The organism is Vibrio sp. Of14-4 (assembly GCF_022347625.1).
In the GTDB taxonomy this organism is placed as follows: Bacteria; Pseudomonadota; Gammaproteobacteria; order Enterobacterales; family Vibrionaceae; genus Vibrio; species Vibrio pristinus.
Genome location: NZ_JAKRGI010000013.1, coordinates 88,225 through 109,373 on the forward strand (window position 1 = coordinate 88,225; position 21,149 = coordinate 109,373).

Genomic DNA, 21,149 nt, shown 5'->3' on the forward strand with positions numbered 1-21,149 from the left:
ACAACTTTTGCTACTGCCTATATCCTTTTTTTACTTCTCAAACTCACCGCGGGAAAATTGACCTGCAGCTTTTACAAAACCAGCAAATAGCGGGTGTCCATCTCGCGGTGTGGAGGTAAACTCTGGATGGAATTGAGCCGCTACAAACCAAGGGTGAGCTGGATTCTCAATCATCTCTACCAATTTTTTATCCGCAGATAAACCTGACACTTTCAAGCCAGCTTTTTCAATTTTAGGTCGAAGCACATTATTGACTTCATAGCGGTGACGGTGACGCTCATGGATAGTCGCACTACCGTATAACTCTCTCGCTTTAGTGCCTTTCTCTAGGTGACACAACTGAGAACCAAGACGCATAGTACCACCAAGATCTGAGGTTTCTGTACGCTCTTCAACTTTACCTTCGCCATCAACCCATTCTGTGATCAATCCAACCACGGGGTACTTAGTCTCTTTATTAAATTCTGTTGAATGCGCACCTTCAAGACCTGCGACATTGCGCGCGTATTCGATCAGTGCAACCTGCATCCCAAGACAAATGCCTAAATAGGGAACATTATTTTCACGCGCATATTGGGCAGAGCGAATTTTACCTTCAATACCACGATCACCAAATCCACCAGGAACTAAAATCGCATCAAGGCCAGCCAACGCTTCATCACCTTTACTCTCAACATCTTGAGAGTCTACATATTTGATGGTGACATTGAGTCGATTTTTAAGACCCGCATGTTTGAGCGCTTCGTTGACGGATTTGTATGCGTCTGGTAGCTCGATGTACTTACCGACCATGCCTATGGTGACATCGCCTGTCGGGTTAGCTTCTTCGTAGATGACTTGCTCCCACTCAGACAAGTCAGCTTCAGGTGCGGTAATACCAAAACGAGCGCAAACAAGATCATCAAGGCCTTGAGATTTGATCAACTGTGGGATTTTGTAGATAGAGTCGACGTCTTTCATTGAAATGACGGCTTTCTCTGGAACATTACAGAATAATGCAATCTTCTTACGTTCATTGGCAGGGATCATGCGATCGCTGCGACAAACCAAAATATCAGGCTGAATACCAATCGAAAGCAGCTCTTTTACAGAGTGCTGAGTGGGTTTTGTTTTCACTTCACCAGCGGCGGCTAGATACGGAACCAAAGTCAGGTGCATGAACATAGCACGCTCGCGCCCTAATTCCACCGCTAACTGGCGAATCGCTTCCATAAATGGCAAAGATTCAATATCACCGACTGTACCACCGACTTCAACAATAGCGACATCATGACCTTCAGAGCCTGCAATCACACGATCTTTGATCGCATTCGTGATGTGAGGAATAACCTGAATCGTCGCACCTAGATAATCACCACGACGCTCTTTACGCAGAACATCGGCATAAACACGACCAGCAGTAAAGTTGTTACGCTTACTCATCTTAGTGCGAATAAAACGCTCATAGTGACCAAGATCTAGATCAGTTTCAGCACCATCTTCCGTTACAAAAACTTCACCGTGCTGAGTTGGGCTCATAGTACCCGGATCGACGTTAATGTACGGATCCAGCTTCATCATAGTCACTTTAAGACCACGAGCTTCAAGAATAGCGGCAAGTGATGCTGCTGCAATACCTTTACCTAGAGAGGATACGACCCCGCCAGTAACAAAAATGTAATTTGTCGTCATGTTTAACCTGAAATTGGTTGAATGAGGGAAATGGGTTTTCTTCTGGACGGGAGATAAATATACCAGAAGACCCTTATCGCCACAACGTGAAATCTATCACACTGTCATTTTTTATTTCTTGCTTCAAATCAAATTAGAATAGCGCATTTTTGGCTATGTCGAACTATGACTCTTGCTGTTTGACTTGATTCCAAAACTCGTCAAGCTGCTCTAAATCGTAGTCTTTCAATTGTTTACCTTGTGTCGCAACAATAGATTCTATCCCTTTAAAGCGGCGCATAAATTTATGATTAGCTTTACTCAATGCCGATTCAGGATCTTTTCCTAGATGACGACTTAAATTCACTGTGGCAAACAATAAATCTCCCAGCTCTAGTTCAAGTTTTTCTTCATTTGGCGATACCTGAAGCGCTTCATCCATCACCTCATCAATTTCTTCTCGAACTTTATCGACCACTGGCCCTAAAGAATCCCAGTCAAATCCATAACGGGCACACTTTTTTTGAATTTTATTTGCTCGCGATAATGCGGGTAATGAACTAGGGACAGAGTCTAAAATACTTTGTTCAGAACTGCCTTTTTCAGCCTTCTCTTTGGCTTTTTCTGCTTCCCAGTTGTCTGCAATTTCTTCTTCACTTGAAAACTCAACATCCGAAAATACATGTGGATGGCGACGAGTCAGCTTCTGGTTAACATCAGTAACAACATCGGAAAATTCAAACAACCCCTGCTCTTTCGCTAACTGACTATAAAAAATCACTTGAAACAAAAGATCGCCCAACTCTTCTTGTAAATTGGACCAGTCTCGCTTGTGAATGGCATCAACCACTTCATAGGTTTCTTCAATCGTATGTGGAACAATAGTGTCAAATGTTTGTTGTAAGTCCCACGGACATCCTTGCTCAGGGTCACGTAACTTCATCATTATTTGTTCTAATTCTTCTATTGGGTGACTCATTACTCTTTTCCTTTAAACAAAAAAGGTGAGTGGCATCAACCACTCACCTTAAAATCAAATTGAAAACCAACTAGCCTAATCTCTTCACTGACATGACGTCTTTTATCTGCTCCACCCGCTTGGAGACGCGAGATAAAACTTCGACATTGGTCACTTCAAGATCAAAGTCCATAATCGATAACTGATTGCGGTAATCAACTCGGCTCTTCATGCTGGTCACCTTTATTTTCTCATTGGCAAATAATGTGGTGATATCCTTAAGCAGGCCGCTACGTTCCATAGCCTCGACACGTACAGTGAGTATATAAGAACCCACATACCCATTTCCCCATACAGTATCGATAATTCTTTCCGCTGCATGGTGGCGAAGTTCTTCAAGTTGCTCACAATCAGCTCTATGCACTGAAATACCGCGCCCTTGTGTGATATAGCCAGCGATTTCATCACCAGGAATAGGCTGACAACAACGGGCTAAATGCGTCATCAGATTATCAACCCCTTCAACCACAACCGCATCTTTTTTCGGACGACTCAATACTGGCGGCTTGTTTTCCGCTTCTTGCAGCTTTTCAAGGGCCTGCTGATCTTCTTCTTCAGCGGTAGGTTTGTTCACCAGTGCATTGATATGGTTGATGATCTGGTTAATGCGTAAATCACCACTACCAATCCCAACATACAGTTCATCAGCGCTATTGACATTAAATCGCTTGAGAGCATATTGCTCAGCATCTTTTAGTGTTGCGCCAATTTTATTTAGCTCGGTTTCAAGGATCTCACGACCAGCTTCTAAGTTTTTCTCGCGCGATTGCTTGCGGAACCAAGCATTAATTTTAGCCCGTGCACGACCTGAAGTCACAAAACCCATCGATGGGTTTAACCAATCACGAGAAGGATTAGGCTCCTTCGAAGTAATAATCTCGACCTGATCCCCCATAGACAGCTTATGCGTAAAAGGAACAATCCGGCCCGCAACCTTGGCACCTATACAGCGATGACCCACTTCTGAGTGAATGTGGTAAGCAAAATCGAGTGGCGTGGCGCCCATAGGTAAATCGACCACATCACCACGAGGCGTGAAGGCATAAACGCGATCATCAAACACCTGACTGCGCACTTCATCCAACATTTCGCCAGAGTCTGACATCTCTTCTTGCCAATCAAGCAGTTTACGCAGCCAAGTGATTTTCTCATCGTAGCCACTTCTACCGCCACCACCTTCTTTATATTTCCAGTGAGCAGCAACTCCAAGCTCAGAGTCTTCATGCATGTCTTTAGTGCGGATCTGAATTTCTATGGTTTTCCCTTCAGGCCCAAGAATCACAGTGTGTATAGATTGATAACCATTGGGTTTGGGGTTGGCAACATAGTCATCAAATTCACTCGGTAAGTGTTTGTACTTAGTGTGGACGACTCCAAGAGCTGCATAGCAGTCTTGTAACTTATCAGCGATGATACGAACAGCGCGTACGTCGAAAAGCTCATCAAACGCCAAACTTTTCTTCTGCATTTTTCGCCAAATACTATAGATATGTTTGGGACGTCCGCTTACCTCTGCATTGATTCCTGATGTTGTGATTTCATTGGAGAGATCGTCAACAAAATCTTTTATGTATTGCTCTCGTACAATGCGTCGCTCAGACAGCTGCTTAGCAATTTGTTTATAGGTTTCAGGTTGCTGATAGCGAAACGCATAATCTTCGATTTCCCATTTAAGCTGACCTATTCCTAGACGGTTAGCGAGGGGCGCATAAATATTGGTACACTCTTTAGCTGCCGCGCAACGAACTTCACTTGGTGCCTTTTTAACTTCAATTAAGTTACAAATTCGCTCGGCCAGCTTGATGATAACACAGCGAAAGTCATCAACCATGGCGAGTAACATTCTTCGGACATTATCAACTTGAGCTGAAGCAGCGCTCCCTTCGATCGTCACGTTCAACTGTCCCAGTGCGGCCATTTCCTCCACACCATCGATCAATTTAATGGTTTCCTTACCAAAGTCTTCAGCCAAAACTTCGCGATCATAAGCCCCACTTGATACCAGAGGAAACAATAAAGCGGCAACTAAGGTAGCTTTATCCATAGAAAGCGTTGTCAGGATTTCGATCATTTCTCGGCCACGCCACAACAGCAAAGGCCTTTGTTCACTCTGATCCAAAATGGTTTCGCAACGGAGGTAAACCTCCTTAAGGCGTTTAGCCACCTTGGCATCTTGCTTTAAACTGACTATCCAAGTATCTAAATCAAACTGTTCATCTTGATTCAAATGTGCGCTTCGTACCGCAACCATTCTCTTTATCCTGTTATCACTTTCTATTTTCGTAGGGTAAGACTGCTCTTATCGAGTTAAGTTCTTATTTAGCCTTCACAAATAACGCCATGGATTCTAGATGACTCGTATGCGGAAACATGTCTAGCATTCCGAGCCTCTTCAATTCATAGCCCTGCTCAAGCAAACTGCGAGAATCTCGCGCTAAAGTTGCAGGATTACAAGAAACATAAACGATTCTCGTGGCACCAAAAACGGAAATTTTCTCTATGACACCATTCGCTCCAGCTCTTGCCGGATCAAGGAGTATCTTATCAAATTTTTGATTTGCCCATGGCTCACCAGACACATCTTGTTCCAAATTTGCTTGAAAAAATGTCGCGTTCTCTATGTTATTTATTTGGGCATTGTGAGCAGCTTTTTCAACCATCTCATCAATCCCTTCAATACCAACCACTGAATTCACTAACTTGGCCATAGGCAAACTAAAATTACCTAGCCCGCAAAATAGGTCTAATACAGTATCTTGCGACGATAAAGCTAACCAGTCTAATGCCTGCGCGACCATCTTGGCATTAACCTCTTGGTTTACTTGTATAAAGTTATTAGGCTCAAAGGGGATGGTTGGCCCAACCTCTTGGTAGACGCCCGACTCTCCCCATCCAAGCACCACATCCTTGGAGGATGGCATCAGGTACAAACTGATTTGCTTAGCGTTAGCAAAATCAATTATCGACTGACGGTCTCGGTCAGGTAATGCTTTGGTATGACGTAAAACGAGAATACAGGTATTGTCCGCTTTGACTAATTCTACATGACCAATATGCTCAGATTGAGAGAAACCCTGCAACAATTGGGACAAATCAGGCAATATTGCATTCAGGTCAGGCTCCAAAACAGGACAATGTGTTAGGTTGACAATATTGCTACTGTTTTTTTTGCGAAAGCCGAATTGAAGCTGGCGAGTTTTTTTATCCTGCATTACGCTCACTCGAGCACGCCTGCGATACCCTTGGGTTCTCCCCAAAATTGGCAATTCTAACTCAAGAGTTTGCCGCGCAAATTTACTCATAAGCTGACTCAAGGTCTGCTGTTTATACTCCCACTGGTTCTCACTGCTTAAGTGCTGCATATTGCAACCTCCACATTCGCTGTAATGTGGACAAAAAGGTTCAATACGCTGCGAGCTAGCGCTCTGAATCTTAATTAAAGATGCTCTTGAAAACTTGCTCTTGCTTTCTGTCAGTTGAGCAATCACTTCTTCTCCAGGTAGTGCGCCCTCAACAAAAATAGGCTTTTTGTTTTGATAAGCAATACCAGCACCATGATGATCAAGCTTTTCAATTTTCAGTACTTGGTGCTTAGTATTCAGTTGAGTTTTCTTTTTAGGTTGGAAGAAACGCGCCATAACTCTGTTCTTTGCCTTGTTACAATTGCTCGATATTCGTATCCAAGTATCATCTTTTCATACTTGAATGATTGTCTGAGCCGAGCGAGTTTATTATGCTTAAGTATTCGACGGCTTCTTTTTGTTTGGAAGTTATTTTCCCATATCCATACCACGATGTTTAGATAATAATGACCAGATATGGCTTACGCGCCCGCGTTATCACTCTTACTTTAGCGCCGACTTTAATTATTGGCTTGCTCCTGAGTGCCTTTTTCTCCTTCAACCGCTATCACGACCTTGAAAAGCAAGTCATCAACTCGGGCTTAAGCATTGTCGAACCCTTAGCCATTGCCAGTGAAGAAGGATTGAAAAACAACAGTCGAGAAGCGGTAAGAAGGATCATTAGTTACGCTCACCGTAAAAATTCCAAGTTCGTTCGAAGTATCGCTGTTTTCGATTACAACCATGAGTTGTTTGTGACCTCTAACTTTCATCCTAGTTTCGAGTCACTGACATTTCCTCGTAATGAACCCATTCCACTTTTGGTCACATCAGATCTGCAAGAAAACACCCTCATCTTAAGGGCCCCTATCGTCGCAGAATCAGGTCTACTTGCGGCAGCTAAGAGTCAAAACAAAAACTCTGCATTAGGCTACATCGCTATTGAACTGGATCTGTCGTCATTAAGGCTTCAACAATATCAAGAGATCTTTTCTGCGTTTTTAGTGCTCATTTCGGGGCTTGGATTATCGGCAATCTTTGCACACCGACTCATGCATGACGTCACCCGGCCTATTTCACATATGAAAAATATGGTGGATAGGATTCGCCGAGGGCATTTAGACGTCAGAATTGAGGGTAAAATGCATGGTGAGCTCGATACGTTAAAAAATGGTATTAACGCCATGGCTGTATCCTTGTCTGAATACCACGTCGAAATGCAGCACAGTATCGATCAAGCCACCTCTGATCTAAGAGAAACCTTAGAGCAGCTAGAGATTCAGAATGTTGAGTTGGATATTGCTAAAAAACGAGCGCAAGAAGCCGCCCGAGTAAAATCTGAGTTTTTAGCCAATATGTCCCATGAACTTCGCACCCCACTTAATGGCGTCATTGGCTTTACTCGCCAAATGCTCAAGACCAAACTAACCAATAACCAAACTGACTACCTGCAAACAATTGAAAAATCAGCTAATAACTTACTGAGCATTATCAATGATATTCTTGATTTCTCGAAACTTGAAGCAGGTAAACTGGCCTTAGAGAATATTCCGTTTGATTTTCAAGAGTCACTGGAAGAGGTTGTCAGTTTACAAGCCACTAGCGCCCATGAAAAAGGGCTTGAAGTAACGCTGAAAGTCGATCCTAAAATTCCTAGTGGAGTGGTCGGTGACCCGCTTAGAATTCAGCAAGTTCTCACTAATTTAGTCGGCAACTCGATCAAGTTTACCGAACGCGGCAACATTGACATCAGCGTTGAATTACGCTCACAAAAAGAAGACGTTATCGAACTACAGTTTATGGTTCGTGATACGGGTATTGGCATTTCAGAAAGGCAGCAAGCTCAGCTATTCCAAGCATTTAGTCAAGCTGATGCCAGTATCTCTCGTCGCTATGGTGGTACAGGTTTGGGTCTAGTCATCACGCAAAAGCTCGTAGGTCAAATGGGAGGTGAGATTAGCCTCACAAGCAGGCTCCACCAGGGTTCTACATTCTGGTTCACATTAAAACTTCACTCGACCGACATGCCAGTAAGCGGACTGCTAGAAACTGAGTCGCTCAATCAGCGCACCTTGCTGCTCATAGAACCAAATATGCAAGCGGCATCCGTTATCCAGCAATCACTTGTTCAGCAGGGCTTGATCGTCACTTATCGTTCATCCGTTCCGCTTGAAGAGAAGCACTATGATTACACCATACTCAACTTAGCACCTAATAAGACACATTCACTGGAACAAATCGAACAATGGGTCAAGCAAGCGAAACAATGCTCTCCTCATGTAGTGGTAGGTATCCCAAGTACTGATCTCGCTTTATCTGATCATCTGATTCAAACTCATGATGTTCATTGTATTACCAAACCTTTGTCACGTAGAAAATTGCTACAGATTTTAGCGAAAAAGCAACAGACTCTAGCTGCTGTCGAGATAAAGCCTACCTTTAACAAAAAATTACCGCTCACGGTAATGGCTGTTGATGATAATCCAGCAAACCTAAAACTTATCAGTGCTCTGCTGCAAGAAAGAGTCGAAAAAGTCGTGACGCATACCAATGGACTCGATGCCGTCACTGAAGCCGAGCAGCAAGACTTTGATCTTATTTTTATGGATATTCAGATGCCTCAAATGGACGGGGTGACGGCTTGCCATAAGATCAAGAATATTAAGCGCAACGCTAGTACCCCAGTCATTGCTGTCACTGCTCACGCCATGAGTGGTGAAAGAGATAGACTACTGAGCGCAGGAATGGATGACTATCTAACCAAACCCATAGAAGAACATGTTCTACAACATGTTTTGATCAAATGGAGCCCTTCAAGTACAGGGGCTAGCGAAGCAGAAACCTCTCAACACGATAACAAACAACAATCTGGCGATATTCTCACTACAGATAATTCTACGGTTATCGATTGGAAAGCTGCACTAAAACAATCGGCGAATAAAACTGATCTTGCACGAGATATGTTACAAATGTTGATCGATTACATACCGGAAGTCAGGGAAGTGGTTGAGTCTTCACTCTCTCAAGAAAACGACGACACTGAGGCTCTACTCCGCCATGTTCACAAGCTGCATGGTAGCAGTGCCTATTGTGGCGTGCCTAGACTAAAACAGATTTGCTCCACTATTGAAAAAGGACTGAATTCTGGCTCTAGTATTTTAGACCTAGAGCCAGAGTTATTTGAGCTGCAAGATGAAATGGAGAAAGTAACTAAAAGTGCTGCTTCTTATTTAGATTCATAAATGACTGTTGCAACAGCATAATGACGTTCATCAGAAATAGACAGGTGAATATTGTTGATTTGCTTCTGTTGCGCAATCTCCAATGCTTTACCAGATAGCGACAAACAGGGTGCTCCATATTGGTCATTGCTAATAGTAAAATCATGAAAAGAAACGCCTTGAGCAATGCCAGTGCCGAGTGCTTTAGACGCTGCTTCTTTTGCTGCAAATCGCTTGGCTAAAAACCTAGCCTGCTGCTTTAAAGAGGCAAACCGCTCTAGCTCTTGCTCTGTTAAAACACGCTTTGCAAAACTCTCTCCAGAGCGAAGAAATGCTTTCTCAACTCGCTCAATTTCCGCAATATCTGTTCCTATACCAACAATTGCCATAATAGTTACTTACGAGCGTCAACCATAAGCGCTTTCATATCAGCTACCGCTTTGTGAAGCCCATCAAAAGCAGCACGTCCAATAATTGAATGCCCAATATTTAGTTCATGAATCTCGGGAATAGCAGCGATTGGTGTAACATTATGATATGTCAGGCCATGGCCTGCATTAACGATAATACCCAGATCAGCAGCGTAACTTGCCCCTGCTGCAATTTTTTTCAGTTCATCTTGCTGATCATCGTCATTCTCGGCGTCAGCGTAATGCCCAGTATGAAGCTCTATGAATGGCGCGCCACACGCTTTTGCAGCATCAATCTGCTCTCTGTCTGCATCGATGAACAAAGAGACCTTAATACCAGCTTCACTCAAAGCCTTTGTCGCCAACTTTACTTTTTCTAGATGCCCAACAACATCAAGTCCACCTTCTGTTGTGAGTTCTTCCCTTTTTTCTGGAACGAGACAAACATATTCTGGTTGAGTCTTTAGTGCAATCTCAACCATTTCATCCGTGACTGCCATTTCAAGATTCATACGAGTTTGAATCGTTTCACGTAAAATGTGAACATCACGATCTTTAATATGGCGACGATCTTCTCGTAGATGGATAGTAATTCCATCTGCACCCGCCCTCTCTGCAATTTCAGCGGCATGGACAGGATCCGGATATTTAGTGCCTCGGGCATTACGCAATGTCGCAATATGATCAATATTCACACCCAGATAAATAGAACTCATTTTCCAATACTCCGTGAGTTGGAAGCCATAACTTGCATAAATAACTCCCTACTTTTTAATGGTTTCCCGCCAAGATAAGGCTTTAAGGCTATTCGTGTAAAGCGTTTTGCTGCTTTTAATTGCTCTTTTGTAGTAAATCTACGTTCACTAATTGCTATTAGCTCATTACCTAAAAAGGTTAAGTTGTCTTGACGAACCGACGCAATAAAACCCTTTTGTTCTCTGTAGCGGTATGTCATATCTGGCTCAATAAGCTCTCCTGTCCCCGCGCAGTGCATAAAATCGACACCGTACCCCATCGCAGAGAGAAGTGCTAACTCAAAACGCCTCAAAGCAGGCTCAGGGTTATCGCACTGAGCCAGCTCTGTTAAAGCGGCAAGATAATCATGAAATAGAGCTGGCATAGGAACTTCAGCCATCAAAACTCTCGCCAACAATTCATTGACATACATGGCTGAATACAAAGTGAGACCTGAAAGAGGCAAGCCAAGGCTGATGGGCTCTGCTTGACGAAGTGTTTTCATTGAACCTTTACCTGACCACTTAAGTAATAAGGGAGTAAAGGGTTGTAAGGCTCCTTTAAGTTGAGAGCGTTTGCTACGAGCTCCTTTTGACATCAAGGTTAGCCGGCCATATTCCTCACTGAATACATCGAGGATCAAGCTCGACTCACTATAAGGACGCCTATGGAGTACAAAACATCGCTGTAAGCCTTCTGCTATCATATTGATACCCAAAAAATAAGGAGCCAAGGCTCCTTATCTCAATTGATGGGGGAGCAATAGAAGCCCTCCAAAAATCAGAGGTCGTCGATATATCCCAAAGATCTTAGAGCTCGTTCATCATCTGCCCAGCCAGATTTCACTTTCACCCAAGTCTCTAAGTACACTTTACGACCGAACAACTCTTCCATATCAAGGCGAGCTTCCCGGCCTATAGTTTTGATTTTTTCGCCGCCTTTACCTATCACCATTTTCTTCTGGCCACTGCGCTCAACAAGGATCAAGGCATTGATATGAAAACCATCTGTTTCTGGGTTGTAATCAAAGCGCTCGATCTCAACGGTTACAGAATAAGGTAACTCCTCACCAGTAAACCTCATCAGTTTCTCGCGAACTATCTCAGAAGCCATAAATCGTTGAGAACGATCTGTAACGTATTCTTCTGGGAAATGGTGGGTTGCTTTGGGCAAATGATCACGCACATGTTTACGTAATACATCAATATTCTTACCATGTTTAGCAGAAATAGGCACCACATCGACAAATTCCATCTTTTTCGACATGTCCATCATATGCAACATAACGTCATTGCGGTCTTGAACGTTATCAACCTTGTTCACACACAGCACAACGGGGAAATTGGATTTTTGCAACTTAGTTAGGACCATCTCATCGTCTTTGGTCCAGTGAGTACCATCAACAAGAAAGAACACCAGATTTACATCACTAAGCGATGAGTTAGCCGCTCGATTCATTAAACGGTTGATGGCTCGTTTTTCCTCAATATGCAGACCTGGAGTATCAACATAAATTGCTTGATAATCTCCTTGAGTATCCACACCCATAATACGATGTCGCGTGGTTTGTGGTTTGCGCGATGTAATCGAAATCTTTTGTCCAAGAATTCGATTTAGCAAAGTCGACTTACCCACATTAGGTCTTCCAACAATAGCAATAAAGCCACAATGTTGGTTCTCTGGAGTGCTTTTCTCGCCACTTGATGCAAAAAACGCATCAATATCAAAATCGTTTTTTTCTGATGAATCAGTCATTATTTAGTTGCTCTAGTGCAATTTCCGCAGCCGCTTGTTCTGCCTTGCGGCGGCTGGTGCCTTTACCTATCACAGGCGTTCCTATACCTGCTACTTCGCACGAAACAGTAAATTGCTGATTATGTGCTTCACCTTTAATATTAGTCACTGTATACACAGGTAGTGGTTTTCTTCGCCCTTGAAGAAATTCCTGCAAGCGCGTTTTAGGATCTTTTTGCGATACTCCAGGCTGAATAGCCTCAAGGCGCTGCTGGTACCAACTCAAGATAATACCACGTACCGCTTCAATCCCGCTGTCTAGATAGATAGCACCAATCACAGCTTCAACCGCATCTGCAAGAATAGAATCGCGGCGAAAGCCACCACTTTTCAACTCACCTGGACCTAACTTTAAGTAATCTCCAAGTTCAAACTCTCGCCCTAACTCAGCTAGGGTATTGCCTCGAACCAAAGTTGCCCTCATACGACTCATATCCCCTTCATTGATGTCAGGGAAACGGTGATAAAGGTCATCAGCAACAACAAAACTTAAAATTGAATCGCCAAGAAACTCTAGGCGCTCGTTATGTTTTCCATGAGCGCTGCGATGTGTCAGCGCTAATTGAATAAGCTCAGCATCATTGAAAGAGTAACCAAGCTTTTTTTCTAATTTAGATATGGGAGAATTCATGCTCTCTCGATATATTTATTTAATACCACCGATGCGATTAAAGCGCACACCTGTTGGAATCCATGAAGGCAGTATACTATCTGCATCACGGTCAAATTCGAAGCTTATCCAAATCGCAACCGCCTTACCGACCAAATTAGCTTCAGGCACAAAGCCCCAAAAACGACTATCGGCACTATTGTCTCTGTTATCACCCATGACAAAGTAATGCCCTTGTGGCACCACCCATTCAGTAGTACCACTGCGAGGATAATACTGCTCTACAGGGTTACGAACCAACGGATTAACCAAAACATTATGCGCCACACTACCTAGTTGTTCTGTCATCTGAATCTGCTGAATTCCTCTGTCACTAAATTCACTTTGTTCAACATTAGACAGTTTTACAGGTTCACACACTGACGTGCCCGACTTTTGAATACATAACTGCTTATCACCACTATAACGAATTAAATCGCCAGGTAAGCCGACCACACGCTTGATGTAATCAATGTTTGGCTGTGGCGGATACTTAAACACAGTGACATCGCCGCGCTCCGGTTTACCCGTTTCAACTAACTGGGTACGCCATACCGGATCTTTAAGACCATAAGCGTATTTTTCCACTAAGATAAAATCACCGACAAGCAAAGTGGGCATCATAGAACCCGATGGGATTTGAAATGGCTCATAAATGAACGAGCGCAATACAAGCACAACAGCAATAACCGGAAATATAGATACACAGTTTTCAATCCACCATGGCTGCTTAACCACTTTTTCTGTCACTGTAGTATCGAGCTGTTGGGTTTGAGCTTCGATTGTCGCCAGTTGAGCATGACGCTTTTTAGCAAACACCAGCTTTTCCAGTATCCAAACAATACCGGTTACCAAAGTGACAATAACTAGGATCAGTGAAAATGTATTCGCCATTGACTTCCCTTATCTCTTAAAACACGAAAGTGAAAGAGCTGTAACCCTTTCACTTAGTCATAGGTTAATTTATCAGAAAACGATTATCTAATCTTTACCAACATGCAAAATCGCAAGGAAAGCTTCTTGAGGCAGCTCCACATTTCCGATCTGCTTCATACGCTTCTTACCTTCTTTCTGCTTCTTCAACAGTTTCTTCTTACGGCTAACATCACCGCCATAACATTTTGCAATTACATTTTTACGTAGCTGCTTTACTGTTGAACGGGCAATGATGTGATTGCCTATTGCAGCTTGAATAGCAATATCAAACATCTGACGAGGAATAAACTCTTTCATCTTTTCAACAAGCAAACGACCACGGCTTTGAGAATTATCTTTATGTGTAATCAATGCCAAAGCATCGACTTTATCACCATTGAGCAATACGTCGACTCGCACCATGTTTGACGCTTCAAAACGCTGTAAGTTGTAATCCAGTGACGCATAACCACGAGAGGTCGATTTCAAGCGATCAAAGAAATCAAGCACCACTTCTGCCATAGGAATATCATAAGTTACCGCGACTTGATTGCCGTGATAAACCATATCAACTTGAATGCCACGCTTTTCAACACATAAAGTAATCACGTTACCTAGGTAATCAGAAGGAACAAGAATATTACAACGTGCAATAGGTTCACGTATTTCTTCAATATCATTAACTGCAGGAAGTTTAGCTGGGCTATCCACATACAGAAGTTCACCGTCTGTTTGCTTGACTTCGTAAACCACAGTCGGCGCTGTCGTGATAAGATCTAAGTCATACTCTCGCTCAAGACGCTCTTGAATGATTTCCATGTGCAGCATACCAAGGAAACCACAGCGGAAACCAAAACCTAATGCAGCAGAGTTTTCTGGTTCATAGAATAAAGACGCGTCGTTGAGGCTAAGTTTACCCAAAGCATCGCGGAAGTTTTCGTAATCATCCGATGATACGGGGAAAAGGCCAGCATAAACTTGTGGTTTCACTTTCTTAAAACCAGGCAAAGGTGTTTCACAACCATGTTTTGCAAGCGTTAAAGTATCACCAACTGGAGCACCAAGGATATCTTTGATTCCACATACAACCCAACCTACTTCACCAGTGTTAAGCTGTGTTGTGTCCTCTTGTTTAGGCGTAAAAATACCCAGACGGTCAACGCCCCAAACTTGTCCTGTGCTCATAACTTTGATTTTGTCGTTCTTCTTCAGCACGCCATTTTTAATGCGTACTAGAGATACAACACCAAGGTAGTTATCAAACCAAGAGTCAATGATAAGCGCCTGCAATGGAGCGTTTTCGTCACCTTCTGGTGCAGGGATCGCTGAAACTATATTTTCAAGTACCTCTTCGATACCAAGTCCGGTTTTTGCCGAGCAACGGGTTGCCTCCATCGCATCAATACCGACGATTTCTTCGATTTCTTCAGCAACGCGCTCTGGGTCTGCTGCTGGCAAATCAATTTTGTTTAATATAGGAACCACTTCAAGGTCCATCTCAATCGCCGTGTAACAGTTTGCCAGAGTCTGTGCTTCTACGCCTTGGCCAGCATCAACGACCAATAAAGCGCCTTCACATGCAGCAAGAGAGCGAGATACCTCGTAGGCAAAGTCAACATGCCCAGGAGTGTCGATAAAATTCAGTTGATACGTCTCACCATCTTTAGCTGTGTAATTGAGTGTCACACTCTGAGATTTAATGGTGATACCGCGCTCACGTTCTAAGTCCATAGAATCGAGAACTTGAGCTGCCATTTCACGGTCACTCAATCCTCCACAGTCTTGGATCAAACGGTCAGATAGGGTCGACTTACCGTGGTCGATGTGGGCGATTATCGAAAAATTACGAATATGCTTCATGATATGGTGTGACTAAACTCTTAAAAATAGGGACATAAAAAGGCCGCGTTTTCGCGGCACTTCGATCAAGTTGGCAGATTCTAACCAATTTCTAGACAATTCGCACTAGCTAATTGGTTTGCCTAATACACGCAGCAATTTGACATCTGTTAACGATCCTTGCTCCAGCTTCATCACTAGCCGTTTGGCACAATAGACTCCAATAACCGCACAAAGAGCAGAAGAGACAATCACTAAGCCTTCTCCGAAGCCTAATGCAGGCGTTAGTAACCACTCTCCTAATAGCGCTCCGAAAATCATGGCAAATAGTGGGACTAGGTAAACCAAACTTGCTGATTGTAAGATGTTTTTCTCTGGAAGGCCGATTTCAACCACTTGACCTGCTTTAACTCGCTCAGAAGTATTTAGTTGCCAATGTAATGATTTGCTACCCATTGCTTTAGATACAATTCCAGTACCACAACTTTTTTGAGATGAACACTTAGAGCAGCTGGTTTGTTGATCGCAACTTAGTTCAACAATAAAACCGTCTGCATTAGGAGTAACCGAGGTAACCGTCGCCAGAGCCGTCATCATTGTGCTGTGCCCATAGGTTTTGTAATCGTCACCGACTGGGCAATTCTTTTAGCGGTTGCAGGTGGAATATCACCAACCACAGAAATCTCTTTATCACCTTTAACATAGCTGTGCAGTGTACGGCGACCTTGTCGAACAAGTTGACCTTTCAATGAGTAGTCATCGCTTTGTGAGACATAGACTGAGAAACTAAACAGACCATCGCTGAACATTTGCGTTTCCACCATACGTTCAGAACTTCCCATTCTATAACGATTCAGCTCAGTGGATTCAAAACCCTTGGGAATCCATCCCACAGTCCAGAAACTGTCCTCTAATGCACCTTTGGGTAAAGACAATACGCCAGGTAACTTTACAGTGTTTAGCGCATCTAATATCTCAGATATATTGTCATCAACGCTGTATGAGATGGTGCGATACTGCTCGAGCACTTCACCATCTCGGTCAACGAGATCCGCTCTAAGTGGCAACTTAGTCTTCTCATCAACCCACAATATATAGGAGTAACGAAGGCCGTCTTTGGAAGCAACTCTCAAAACTTGACAAGCCACACCAGCCTCTCGAGCACGACCAACCTGAATAAAATCATAAAATCGACTTAGCTCTTCCACATCACTATTTAAAAGTGGGATAGTGGGTGCAACTATGTTGCCCGATTCGATAGTAAAAGGCTCAACGCCAGGTTCAATATAACTAACCTCACTACCACGTCTTATTACTTCCCGACTTGGACCACTTAGATAAACGAGATGAGCAAGCTGCTGATTATTGTTGCGAGCATGGCGGTATAAAAGAGGCTCAATACTATTTTTCTTAATCAGAATATAAGAAAGTTCATAGCTGAGGTGCTGACTGGCCTCGTTCATTTGATGCAACAACGCCTCTGCAGTTCTTTCTTCTGCAAAGGCGAGTGGCGAACTCAAACTGAACAGTGCCAGTACACTGGTCAGAATTTTTTTCATTCAACTACCGTTTCTGGGTTGTCATTATGTTCTGTAACATCGCTATTGAGGCGTAATTGCAATTCATAATCCTGCAACATAGCGTTAATACGTCGTCTCTGTTCCTGAACATTGGATGTATTAGATGCAGCTGGATGCTCAACTGAACTGCGAGTCAAACTTACAGGTTCTGCACTACCCGAAAACGGGATAGTTTGCAAAACGGGGAGCTGTTCTAAATCTGCCTGTCCAGGTTCACTACCACCATATTGTTGTACGCCAAGGATTACCGCCAAGGAGACGCAGGCAGCAACTGCAACTTGGCCAAACTGATTTAGCCATGCAGGCAGTTTAAGCCTTGCTTTCACTGGATTGGGCTGCTCTATGGGTGAATGAACTTTTGTCACACCTTTCGCAGATGCTCTGGAATGAGCCGGTTCTTTTTCCAATGCAAGCGCAACGCTATCGGCGATATCCCACTCCATTGTTTGGGGAGATTCACCTCTCATCACATCACCAATCAAATGATAATTGTTCCAAGTTTCTTGGCTCAATTGATCTTGCTCTAATTCGCTAATTAGTGCTTTATCAACCAATTCTCCATCCATGAGTGCTGAAATTTTCTCTTTGTCAGCCATTCTTTTCACCATTAACCTTTTTGGTATTAGCGTTGCAAAAGAGGTTGAATCTTCTTCTCAACCGCTTCACGAGCCCGGAAGATACGTGAACGTACCGTTCCTACTGGACATTCCATTACCGCAGCAATTTCTTCATAACTCAAACCATCCAGTTCTCGTAGTGTCATTGCCGTTTTTAAATCATCAGGCAGTGCTTCGATCGCACCAAAAACCACTCGTTTCAATTCTTTGGACAACGTTAAGTTCTCAGGGTTCGAAATTTCTTTCAATGCACTACCTGTTTCGTAGTATTCAGCTTCTTCAGTATCTACATCTTGCGCTGGTGGCCTACGCCCCTGAGCAACAATGTGATTTTTAGCAGTATTAACCGCTATCCTATACAACCAAGTATAGAAGGCACTTTCACCTCGAAAACTTGGTATGGCACGATAAGCTTTAATAAATGCCTCTTGTGCTACATCAGGTACATCACCAGGATTATTGACGTAGCGAGAGATAAGGTTACAGACTTTGTTCTGGTATTTTACCACCAAGAGATTAAAGGCTTGCTTATCTCCATTCTGAACTCGCTCAATAAGCACTTGATCGGTCAGCTGCTCGTTCATTCGAGCCTGTACTCCTATTGTTATCGACCCCTACCTTACAGATATGAGTATTAATTATTCAAAACGCAGTATTGACACCACCGCTTACTTGAGCACTATTGTGACTCAGTGATAAATATAAAGTTCAAATTTTTTGTAGATTTTATCTAACAAGCGATGATTCGATAACTGTATAATCAATGATTGTGGGGACGAAAGCACCCAAAAGCAATGCTATTTACAAAGAATTGCATTCATTGAAATGTTAGTATTATCGATGTACTCCACTTCTGAGAGCTTGATGAAAGTAATTCATTCAGCTTAATGAACAACCATATTTAATGGCTGATGCTCTGCATCTTCCAAGGTATCAGCACTACTTTATTCAGGAATTTAAAAGTGTTATGAACACAAACCGTGAGCATCAATGCGATGTGTTAGTGGTGGGTAGTGGCGCAGCGGGTCTGTCGCTGGCGTTACGTGTGGCCGAATACGGCAAAGTGATAGTATTGAGCAAAGGGCCAAGAAGTGAAGGTTCGACTTATTACGCACAAGGTGGCATAGCTGCCGTGTTTGACGAATCCGACAGTATTGATTCTCATGTACAAGACACTCTTATTGCTGGTGCAGGATTATGTGAACAAGAGACGGTTGAGTTTATTGCCAAAAATGCAAAAACTTGCGTCCAATGGCTGATCGATGGTGGCGTACCTTTTGATCGAGAAGAGGGCGATAGCGATGATAAACCTCGTTATCATTTAACCCGAGAAGGCGGGCATAGTCACAGAAGGATCTTGCATGCTGCCGATGCCACTGGAATGGCGATGCAAACATCACTTCAAGATAACGCTCACCATCATCCTAATATCACCGTTTTAGAACGGCACAATGCTCTCGATTTAATATGTGAAGATAAAATTGGTGGTGATTCTGCCAAAATCGTCGGCGCCTACATATGGAACCGTAATCAAGAACGTGTTGAAACGGTTAGAAGCAAGTTTGTCGTACTCGCGACTGGCGGCGCATCAAAAGTTTACCAATACACATCTAATCCAGATGTTTCTTCAGGAGATGGTATTGCCATTGCTTGGAGAGCAGGATGTCGAGTAGCCAACATGGAGTTTAACCAATTCCATCCAACATGCTTATATCACCCAGAAGCAAGAAATTTCTTGTTGACTGAGGCCTTACGAGGAGAAGGCGCATTTTTAAAACGTCCTGACGGCACTCGGTTTATGCCCGACTTTGACTCGAGAGAGGAACTTGCCCCACGTGATGTCGTCGCCAGAGCGATTGATTTTGAAATGAAGCGTCTTGGGGCAGATTGCATGTACTTAGATATCAGCCACAAGCCTGCAGAGTTTATCGAAAAACACTTTCCAACCATTTATAGTCGGCTTATCGAGTTGGGCATTGATATGACCAAAGAGCCGATTCCCGTAGTCCCTGCCGCCCACTATACCTGTGGAGGTGTTATGGTCAACAAACAGGGTGAAACTGACTTATCACGACTTTATGCTGTTGGTGAAGTAAGTTATACAGGTCTTCACGGGGCCAATCGCATGGCTTCTAACTCTTTGCTTGAATGCGTTGTGTACGCCTGGTCTGCCGCAAACGACATAATAGAAAAGCTTGCCAAAGCGACTATGCCACCCCCACTCCCTGCTTGGGATGAAAGTCAGGTTAGTTGTTCTGACGAAGAAGTCGTGATCCAACATAACTGGCACGAGCTGCGTTTATTTATGTGGGATTACATGGGGATAGTGCGCACAGATAAGCGCCTTGAACGAGCCCTACGGCGTATCCAATTACTTCAGCAAGAAACGCACGAATATTACAGCAACTTCAAAGTATCGAATAATTTACTTGAACTGCGTAACCTACTTCAGGTAGCAGAACTTATGGTACGCTGCGCCATGGAGAGGAAAGAGAGTCGTGGACTACACTACACTCTCGATTATCCTGAGCTCGCACCAAATAGCGGCCCAACTATATTGTGCCCTGAAAAATTGCTCTAAATGATTTAAAGGGGAGCTTGTCGCTCCCTTTTAAACATTGATAATAACAGCCGGTAGTCCTTTTCAGACACACTGTCGCGCCACAAAATGTGCCTCTCTCCACCATCAAATTGCAAAAGCAAACCAAGTGCTGGTAGCAGCATTACTTTCTTTTTGACCATGAACTCTCGACCATTCAATTCACCCAAACCAGAGTTAGATATGATCAGATTACCTTTGATGGCATTGACTAACCAGCCAGAAAGACAATGATACCTATAAACACAAGCAGCAAGGTAGAGAGCTAATGGTAGTGGAAGATTCGAAGCCGAAAAGACACTGCAGGCTAAAATCAAGATAGTGAAATTAACCTGACAAGCGATAAATGACGTTGAGGCAACTAACCTAACGTACTTTACTGAGGTTGTGAGCAACGATTTTGTCAACCATAGAGGCGTGACCTAAGTTATCACTACGCCCGTGCCCCATTATCCAAGTAAATAAATCTGGATCATCACACTCTAGTAGTGCAACAAAGTCACGCTGTTCCTCTTCTTGTAGCTCTTCAAAGCATTCTTCAAAAAATGGCATAATGACCACATCGAGCTCCAACATACCTCGACGACATGCCCATTTAATACGAGCTTTTTCTTCCGGAGTATACAATTTTAATTTCCACCTTTTAGGTTGTTTGCCGCGAGTGTAACAATCAATAAATCGAACCACCACTAACTAAGTCACAATCCCGAGTGAGCTAACAGATTTATAACACTTCCCATACTGGTTGAAAGGTTGTTTCCTAAGGTCGTTCAGCGCTAAC

General features: G+C 43.3%; 19 protein-coding genes. 2 read left to right on the forward strand and 17 right to left on the reverse strand.

Going from position 1 to position 21,149, the window contains the following annotated elements:
- Positions 1 to 30 precede the first annotated feature (30 nt).
- The 4 genes from MHN79_RS13825 to rlmD form a co-directional block, all read right to left on the reverse strand.
- On the reverse strand, positions 31 to 1,671 hold the full coding sequence (locus MHN79_RS13825; RefSeq protein WP_152429571.1) for a CTP synthase: 1,641 nt from the start codon (positions 1,669 to 1,671) through the stop codon (positions 31 to 33).
- A gap of 163 nt (positions 1,672 to 1,834) precedes the next feature.
- Complete coding sequence (gene mazG, locus MHN79_RS13830) at positions 1,835 to 2,629, reverse strand: nucleoside triphosphate pyrophosphohydrolase (RefSeq protein WP_239173372.1); 795 nt, start codon at positions 2,627 to 2,629, stop codon at positions 1,835 to 1,837.
- 70 nt (positions 2,630 to 2,699) lie between these two features.
- Positions 2,700 to 4,919 (reverse strand): GTP diphosphokinase, encoded by a 2,220-nt coding sequence (relA, locus tag MHN79_RS13835; protein WP_239173373.1) that lies wholly within the window; start codon positions 4,917 to 4,919, stop codon positions 2,700 to 2,702.
- A gap of 64 nt (positions 4,920 to 4,983) precedes the next feature.
- The gene (gene rlmD / locus MHN79_RS13840; RefSeq protein WP_239173374.1) at positions 4,984 to 6,306 is read right to left on the reverse strand and encodes a 23S rRNA (uracil(1939)-C(5))-methyltransferase RlmD; all 1,323 of its coding nucleotides are present in this window, start codon (positions 6,304 to 6,306) and stop codon (positions 4,984 to 4,986) included.
- Positions 6,307 to 6,476: 170 nt separating this feature from the next.
- On the opposite strand from rlmD, the gene barA reads away from it, so the two are divergent.
- The gene (gene barA, locus MHN79_RS13845; RefSeq protein WP_239173375.1) at positions 6,477 to 9,251 is read left to right on the forward strand and encodes a two-component sensor histidine kinase BarA; all 2,775 of its coding nucleotides are present in this window, start codon (positions 6,477 to 6,479) and stop codon (positions 9,249 to 9,251) included.
- On the opposite strand, the gene acpS is transcribed toward barA, so the two are convergent.
- From acpS to rpoE, 11 genes are all read right to left on the reverse strand, one after another.
- Complete coding sequence (gene acpS, locus MHN79_RS13850) at positions 9,236 to 9,619, reverse strand: holo-ACP synthase (protein ID WP_239173376.1); 384 nt, start codon at positions 9,617 to 9,619, stop codon at positions 9,236 to 9,238. The two genes, barA and acpS, sit on opposite strands and share 16 nt — an antisense overlap.
- A 5-nt stretch (positions 9,620 to 9,624) precedes the next feature.
- The gene (gene pdxJ, locus MHN79_RS13855; RefSeq protein ID WP_239173377.1) at positions 9,625 to 10,356 is read right to left on the reverse strand and encodes a pyridoxine 5'-phosphate synthase; all 732 of its coding nucleotides are present in this window, start codon (positions 10,354 to 10,356) and stop codon (positions 9,625 to 9,627) included.
- Complete coding sequence (gene recO / locus MHN79_RS13860; RefSeq protein ID WP_239173400.1) at positions 10,353 to 11,078, reverse strand: DNA repair protein RecO; 726 nt, start codon at positions 11,076 to 11,078, stop codon at positions 10,353 to 10,355. The genes pdxJ and recO overlap by 4 nt, the downstream gene beginning before the upstream one ends.
- Positions 11,079 to 11,155: 77 nt before the next feature.
- The gene (gene era / locus MHN79_RS13865; RefSeq protein ID WP_114786999.1) at positions 11,156 to 12,130 is read right to left on the reverse strand and encodes a GTPase Era; all 975 of its coding nucleotides are present in this window, start codon (positions 12,128 to 12,130) and stop codon (positions 11,156 to 11,158) included.
- Positions 12,123 to 12,800, reverse strand: a complete 678-nt coding sequence (rnc, locus tag MHN79_RS13870) for a ribonuclease III (protein WP_239173378.1) — start codon at positions 12,798 to 12,800, stop codon at positions 12,123 to 12,125. The genes era and rnc overlap by 8 nt, the downstream gene beginning before the upstream one ends.
- 15 nt (positions 12,801 to 12,815) lie before the next feature.
- Positions 12,816 to 13,712, reverse strand: coding sequence for a signal peptidase I (lepB, locus tag MHN79_RS13875; RefSeq protein WP_239173379.1), 897 nt, complete (start codon positions 13,710 to 13,712; stop codon positions 12,816 to 12,818).
- An 87-nt stretch (positions 13,713 to 13,799) separates the two neighbouring features.
- Positions 13,800 to 15,593 carry a translation elongation factor 4 gene (lepA, locus tag MHN79_RS13880; protein WP_239173380.1) on the reverse strand — a complete coding sequence of 598 codons (1,794 nt, stop codon included), beginning with the start codon at positions 15,591 to 15,593 and terminating at the stop codon, positions 13,800 to 13,802.
- Between the two features lie 105 nt (positions 15,594 to 15,698).
- Positions 15,699 to 16,169 carry a SoxR reducing system RseC family protein gene (locus MHN79_RS13885; RefSeq protein ID WP_239173381.1) on the reverse strand — a complete coding sequence of 157 codons (471 nt, stop codon included), beginning with the start codon at positions 16,167 to 16,169 and terminating at the stop codon, positions 15,699 to 15,701.
- Positions 16,166 to 17,131, reverse strand: a complete 966-nt coding sequence (gene rseB, locus MHN79_RS13890; protein WP_239173382.1) for a sigma-E factor regulatory protein RseB — start codon at positions 17,129 to 17,131, stop codon at positions 16,166 to 16,168. The genes MHN79_RS13885 and rseB overlap by 4 nt, the downstream gene beginning before the upstream one ends.
- Positions 17,128 to 17,760 (reverse strand): RseA family anti-sigma factor, encoded by a 633-nt coding sequence (locus MHN79_RS13895; RefSeq protein ID WP_275436364.1) that lies wholly within the window; start codon positions 17,758 to 17,760, stop codon positions 17,128 to 17,130. The genes rseB and MHN79_RS13895 overlap by 4 nt, the downstream gene beginning before the upstream one ends.
- Positions 17,761 to 17,774: 14 nt before the next feature.
- Positions 17,775 to 18,353: an RNA polymerase sigma factor RpoE gene (rpoE, locus tag MHN79_RS13900; protein ID WP_114787006.1), complete on the reverse strand. Its 579-nt coding sequence runs from the start codon at positions 18,351 to 18,353 to the stop codon at positions 17,775 to 17,777.
- Between the two features lie 383 nt (positions 18,354 to 18,736).
- On the opposite strand from rpoE, the gene nadB reads away from it, so the two are divergent.
- Complete coding sequence (gene nadB, locus MHN79_RS13905) at positions 18,737 to 20,350, forward strand: L-aspartate oxidase (RefSeq protein ID WP_239173384.1); 1,614 nt, start codon at positions 18,737 to 18,739, stop codon at positions 20,348 to 20,350.
- A 5-nt stretch (positions 20,351 to 20,355) separates the two neighbouring features.
- On the opposite strand, the gene MHN79_RS13910 is transcribed toward nadB, so the two are convergent.
- Both MHN79_RS13910 and MHN79_RS13915 read right to left on the reverse strand, forming a co-directional pair.
- Positions 20,356 to 20,763 (reverse strand): hypothetical protein, encoded by a 408-nt coding sequence (locus tag MHN79_RS13910; protein WP_239173385.1) that lies wholly within the window; start codon positions 20,761 to 20,763, stop codon positions 20,356 to 20,358.
- A complete protein-coding gene (locus MHN79_RS13915) occupies positions 20,735 to 20,995 on the reverse strand; it encodes a succinate dehydrogenase assembly factor 2 (RefSeq protein ID WP_114787008.1) in 261 nt (86 codons plus the stop codon). Before MHN79_RS13915 ends, MHN79_RS13910 begins: the two co-directional genes overlap by 29 nt.
- Between the last annotated feature and the right edge of the window lie 154 nt (positions 20,996 to 21,149).

Bases quoted from the DNA above. Each gene is read 5' to 3' on its own strand.
- MHN79_RS13825 (WP_152429571.1), bottom strand. From the start codon at position 1,671: ATGACGACAAATTACATTTTTGTTACTGGCGGGGTCGTATCCTCTCTA.
- mazG (WP_239173372.1), bottom strand. From the start codon at position 2,629: ATGAGTCACCCAATAGAAGAATTAGAACAAATAATGATGAAGTTACGT.
- relA (WP_239173373.1), bottom strand. From the start codon at position 4,919: ATGGTTGCGGTACGAAGCGCACATTTGAATCAAGATGAACAGTTTGAT.
- rlmD (WP_239173374.1), bottom strand. From the start codon at position 6,306: ATGGCGCGTTTCTTCCAACCTAAAAAGAAAACTCAACTGAATACTAAG.
- barA (WP_239173375.1), top strand. From the start codon at position 6,477: ATGACCAGATATGGCTTACGCGCCCGCGTTATCACTCTTACTTTAGCG.
- acpS (WP_239173376.1), bottom strand. From the start codon at position 9,619: ATGGCAATTGTTGGTATAGGAACAGATATTGCGGAAATTGAGCGAGTT.
- pdxJ (WP_239173377.1), bottom strand. From the start codon at position 10,356: ATGAGTTCTATTTATCTGGGTGTGAATATTGATCATATTGCGACATTG.
- era (WP_114786999.1), bottom strand. From the start codon at position 12,130: ATGACTGATTCATCAGAAAAAAACGATTTTGATATTGATGCGTTTTTT.
- rnc (WP_239173378.1), bottom strand. From the start codon at position 12,800: ATGAATTCTCCCATATCTAAATTAGAAAAAAAGCTTGGTTACTCTTTC.
- lepB (WP_239173379.1), bottom strand. From the start codon at position 13,712: ATGGCGAATACATTTTCACTGATCCTAGTTATTGTCACTTTGGTAACC.
- lepA (WP_239173380.1), bottom strand. From the start codon at position 15,593: ATGAAGCATATTCGTAATTTTTCGATAATCGCCCACATCGACCACGGT.
- MHN79_RS13885 (WP_239173381.1), bottom strand. From the start codon at position 16,169: ATGATGACGGCTCTGGCGACGGTTACCTCGGTTACTCCTAATGCAGAC.
- rseB (WP_239173382.1), bottom strand. From the start codon at position 17,131: ATGAAAAAAATTCTGACCAGTGTACTGGCACTGTTCAGTTTGAGTTCG.
- MHN79_RS13895 (WP_275436364.1), bottom strand. From the start codon at position 17,760: ATGGTGAAAAGAATGGCTGACAAAGAGAAAATTTCAGCACTCATGGAT.
- rpoE (WP_114787006.1), bottom strand. From the start codon at position 18,353: ATGAACGAGCAGCTGACCGATCAAGTGCTTATTGAGCGAGTTCAGAAT.
- nadB (WP_239173384.1), top strand. From the start codon at position 18,737: ATGAACACAAACCGTGAGCATCAATGCGATGTGTTAGTGGTGGGTAGT.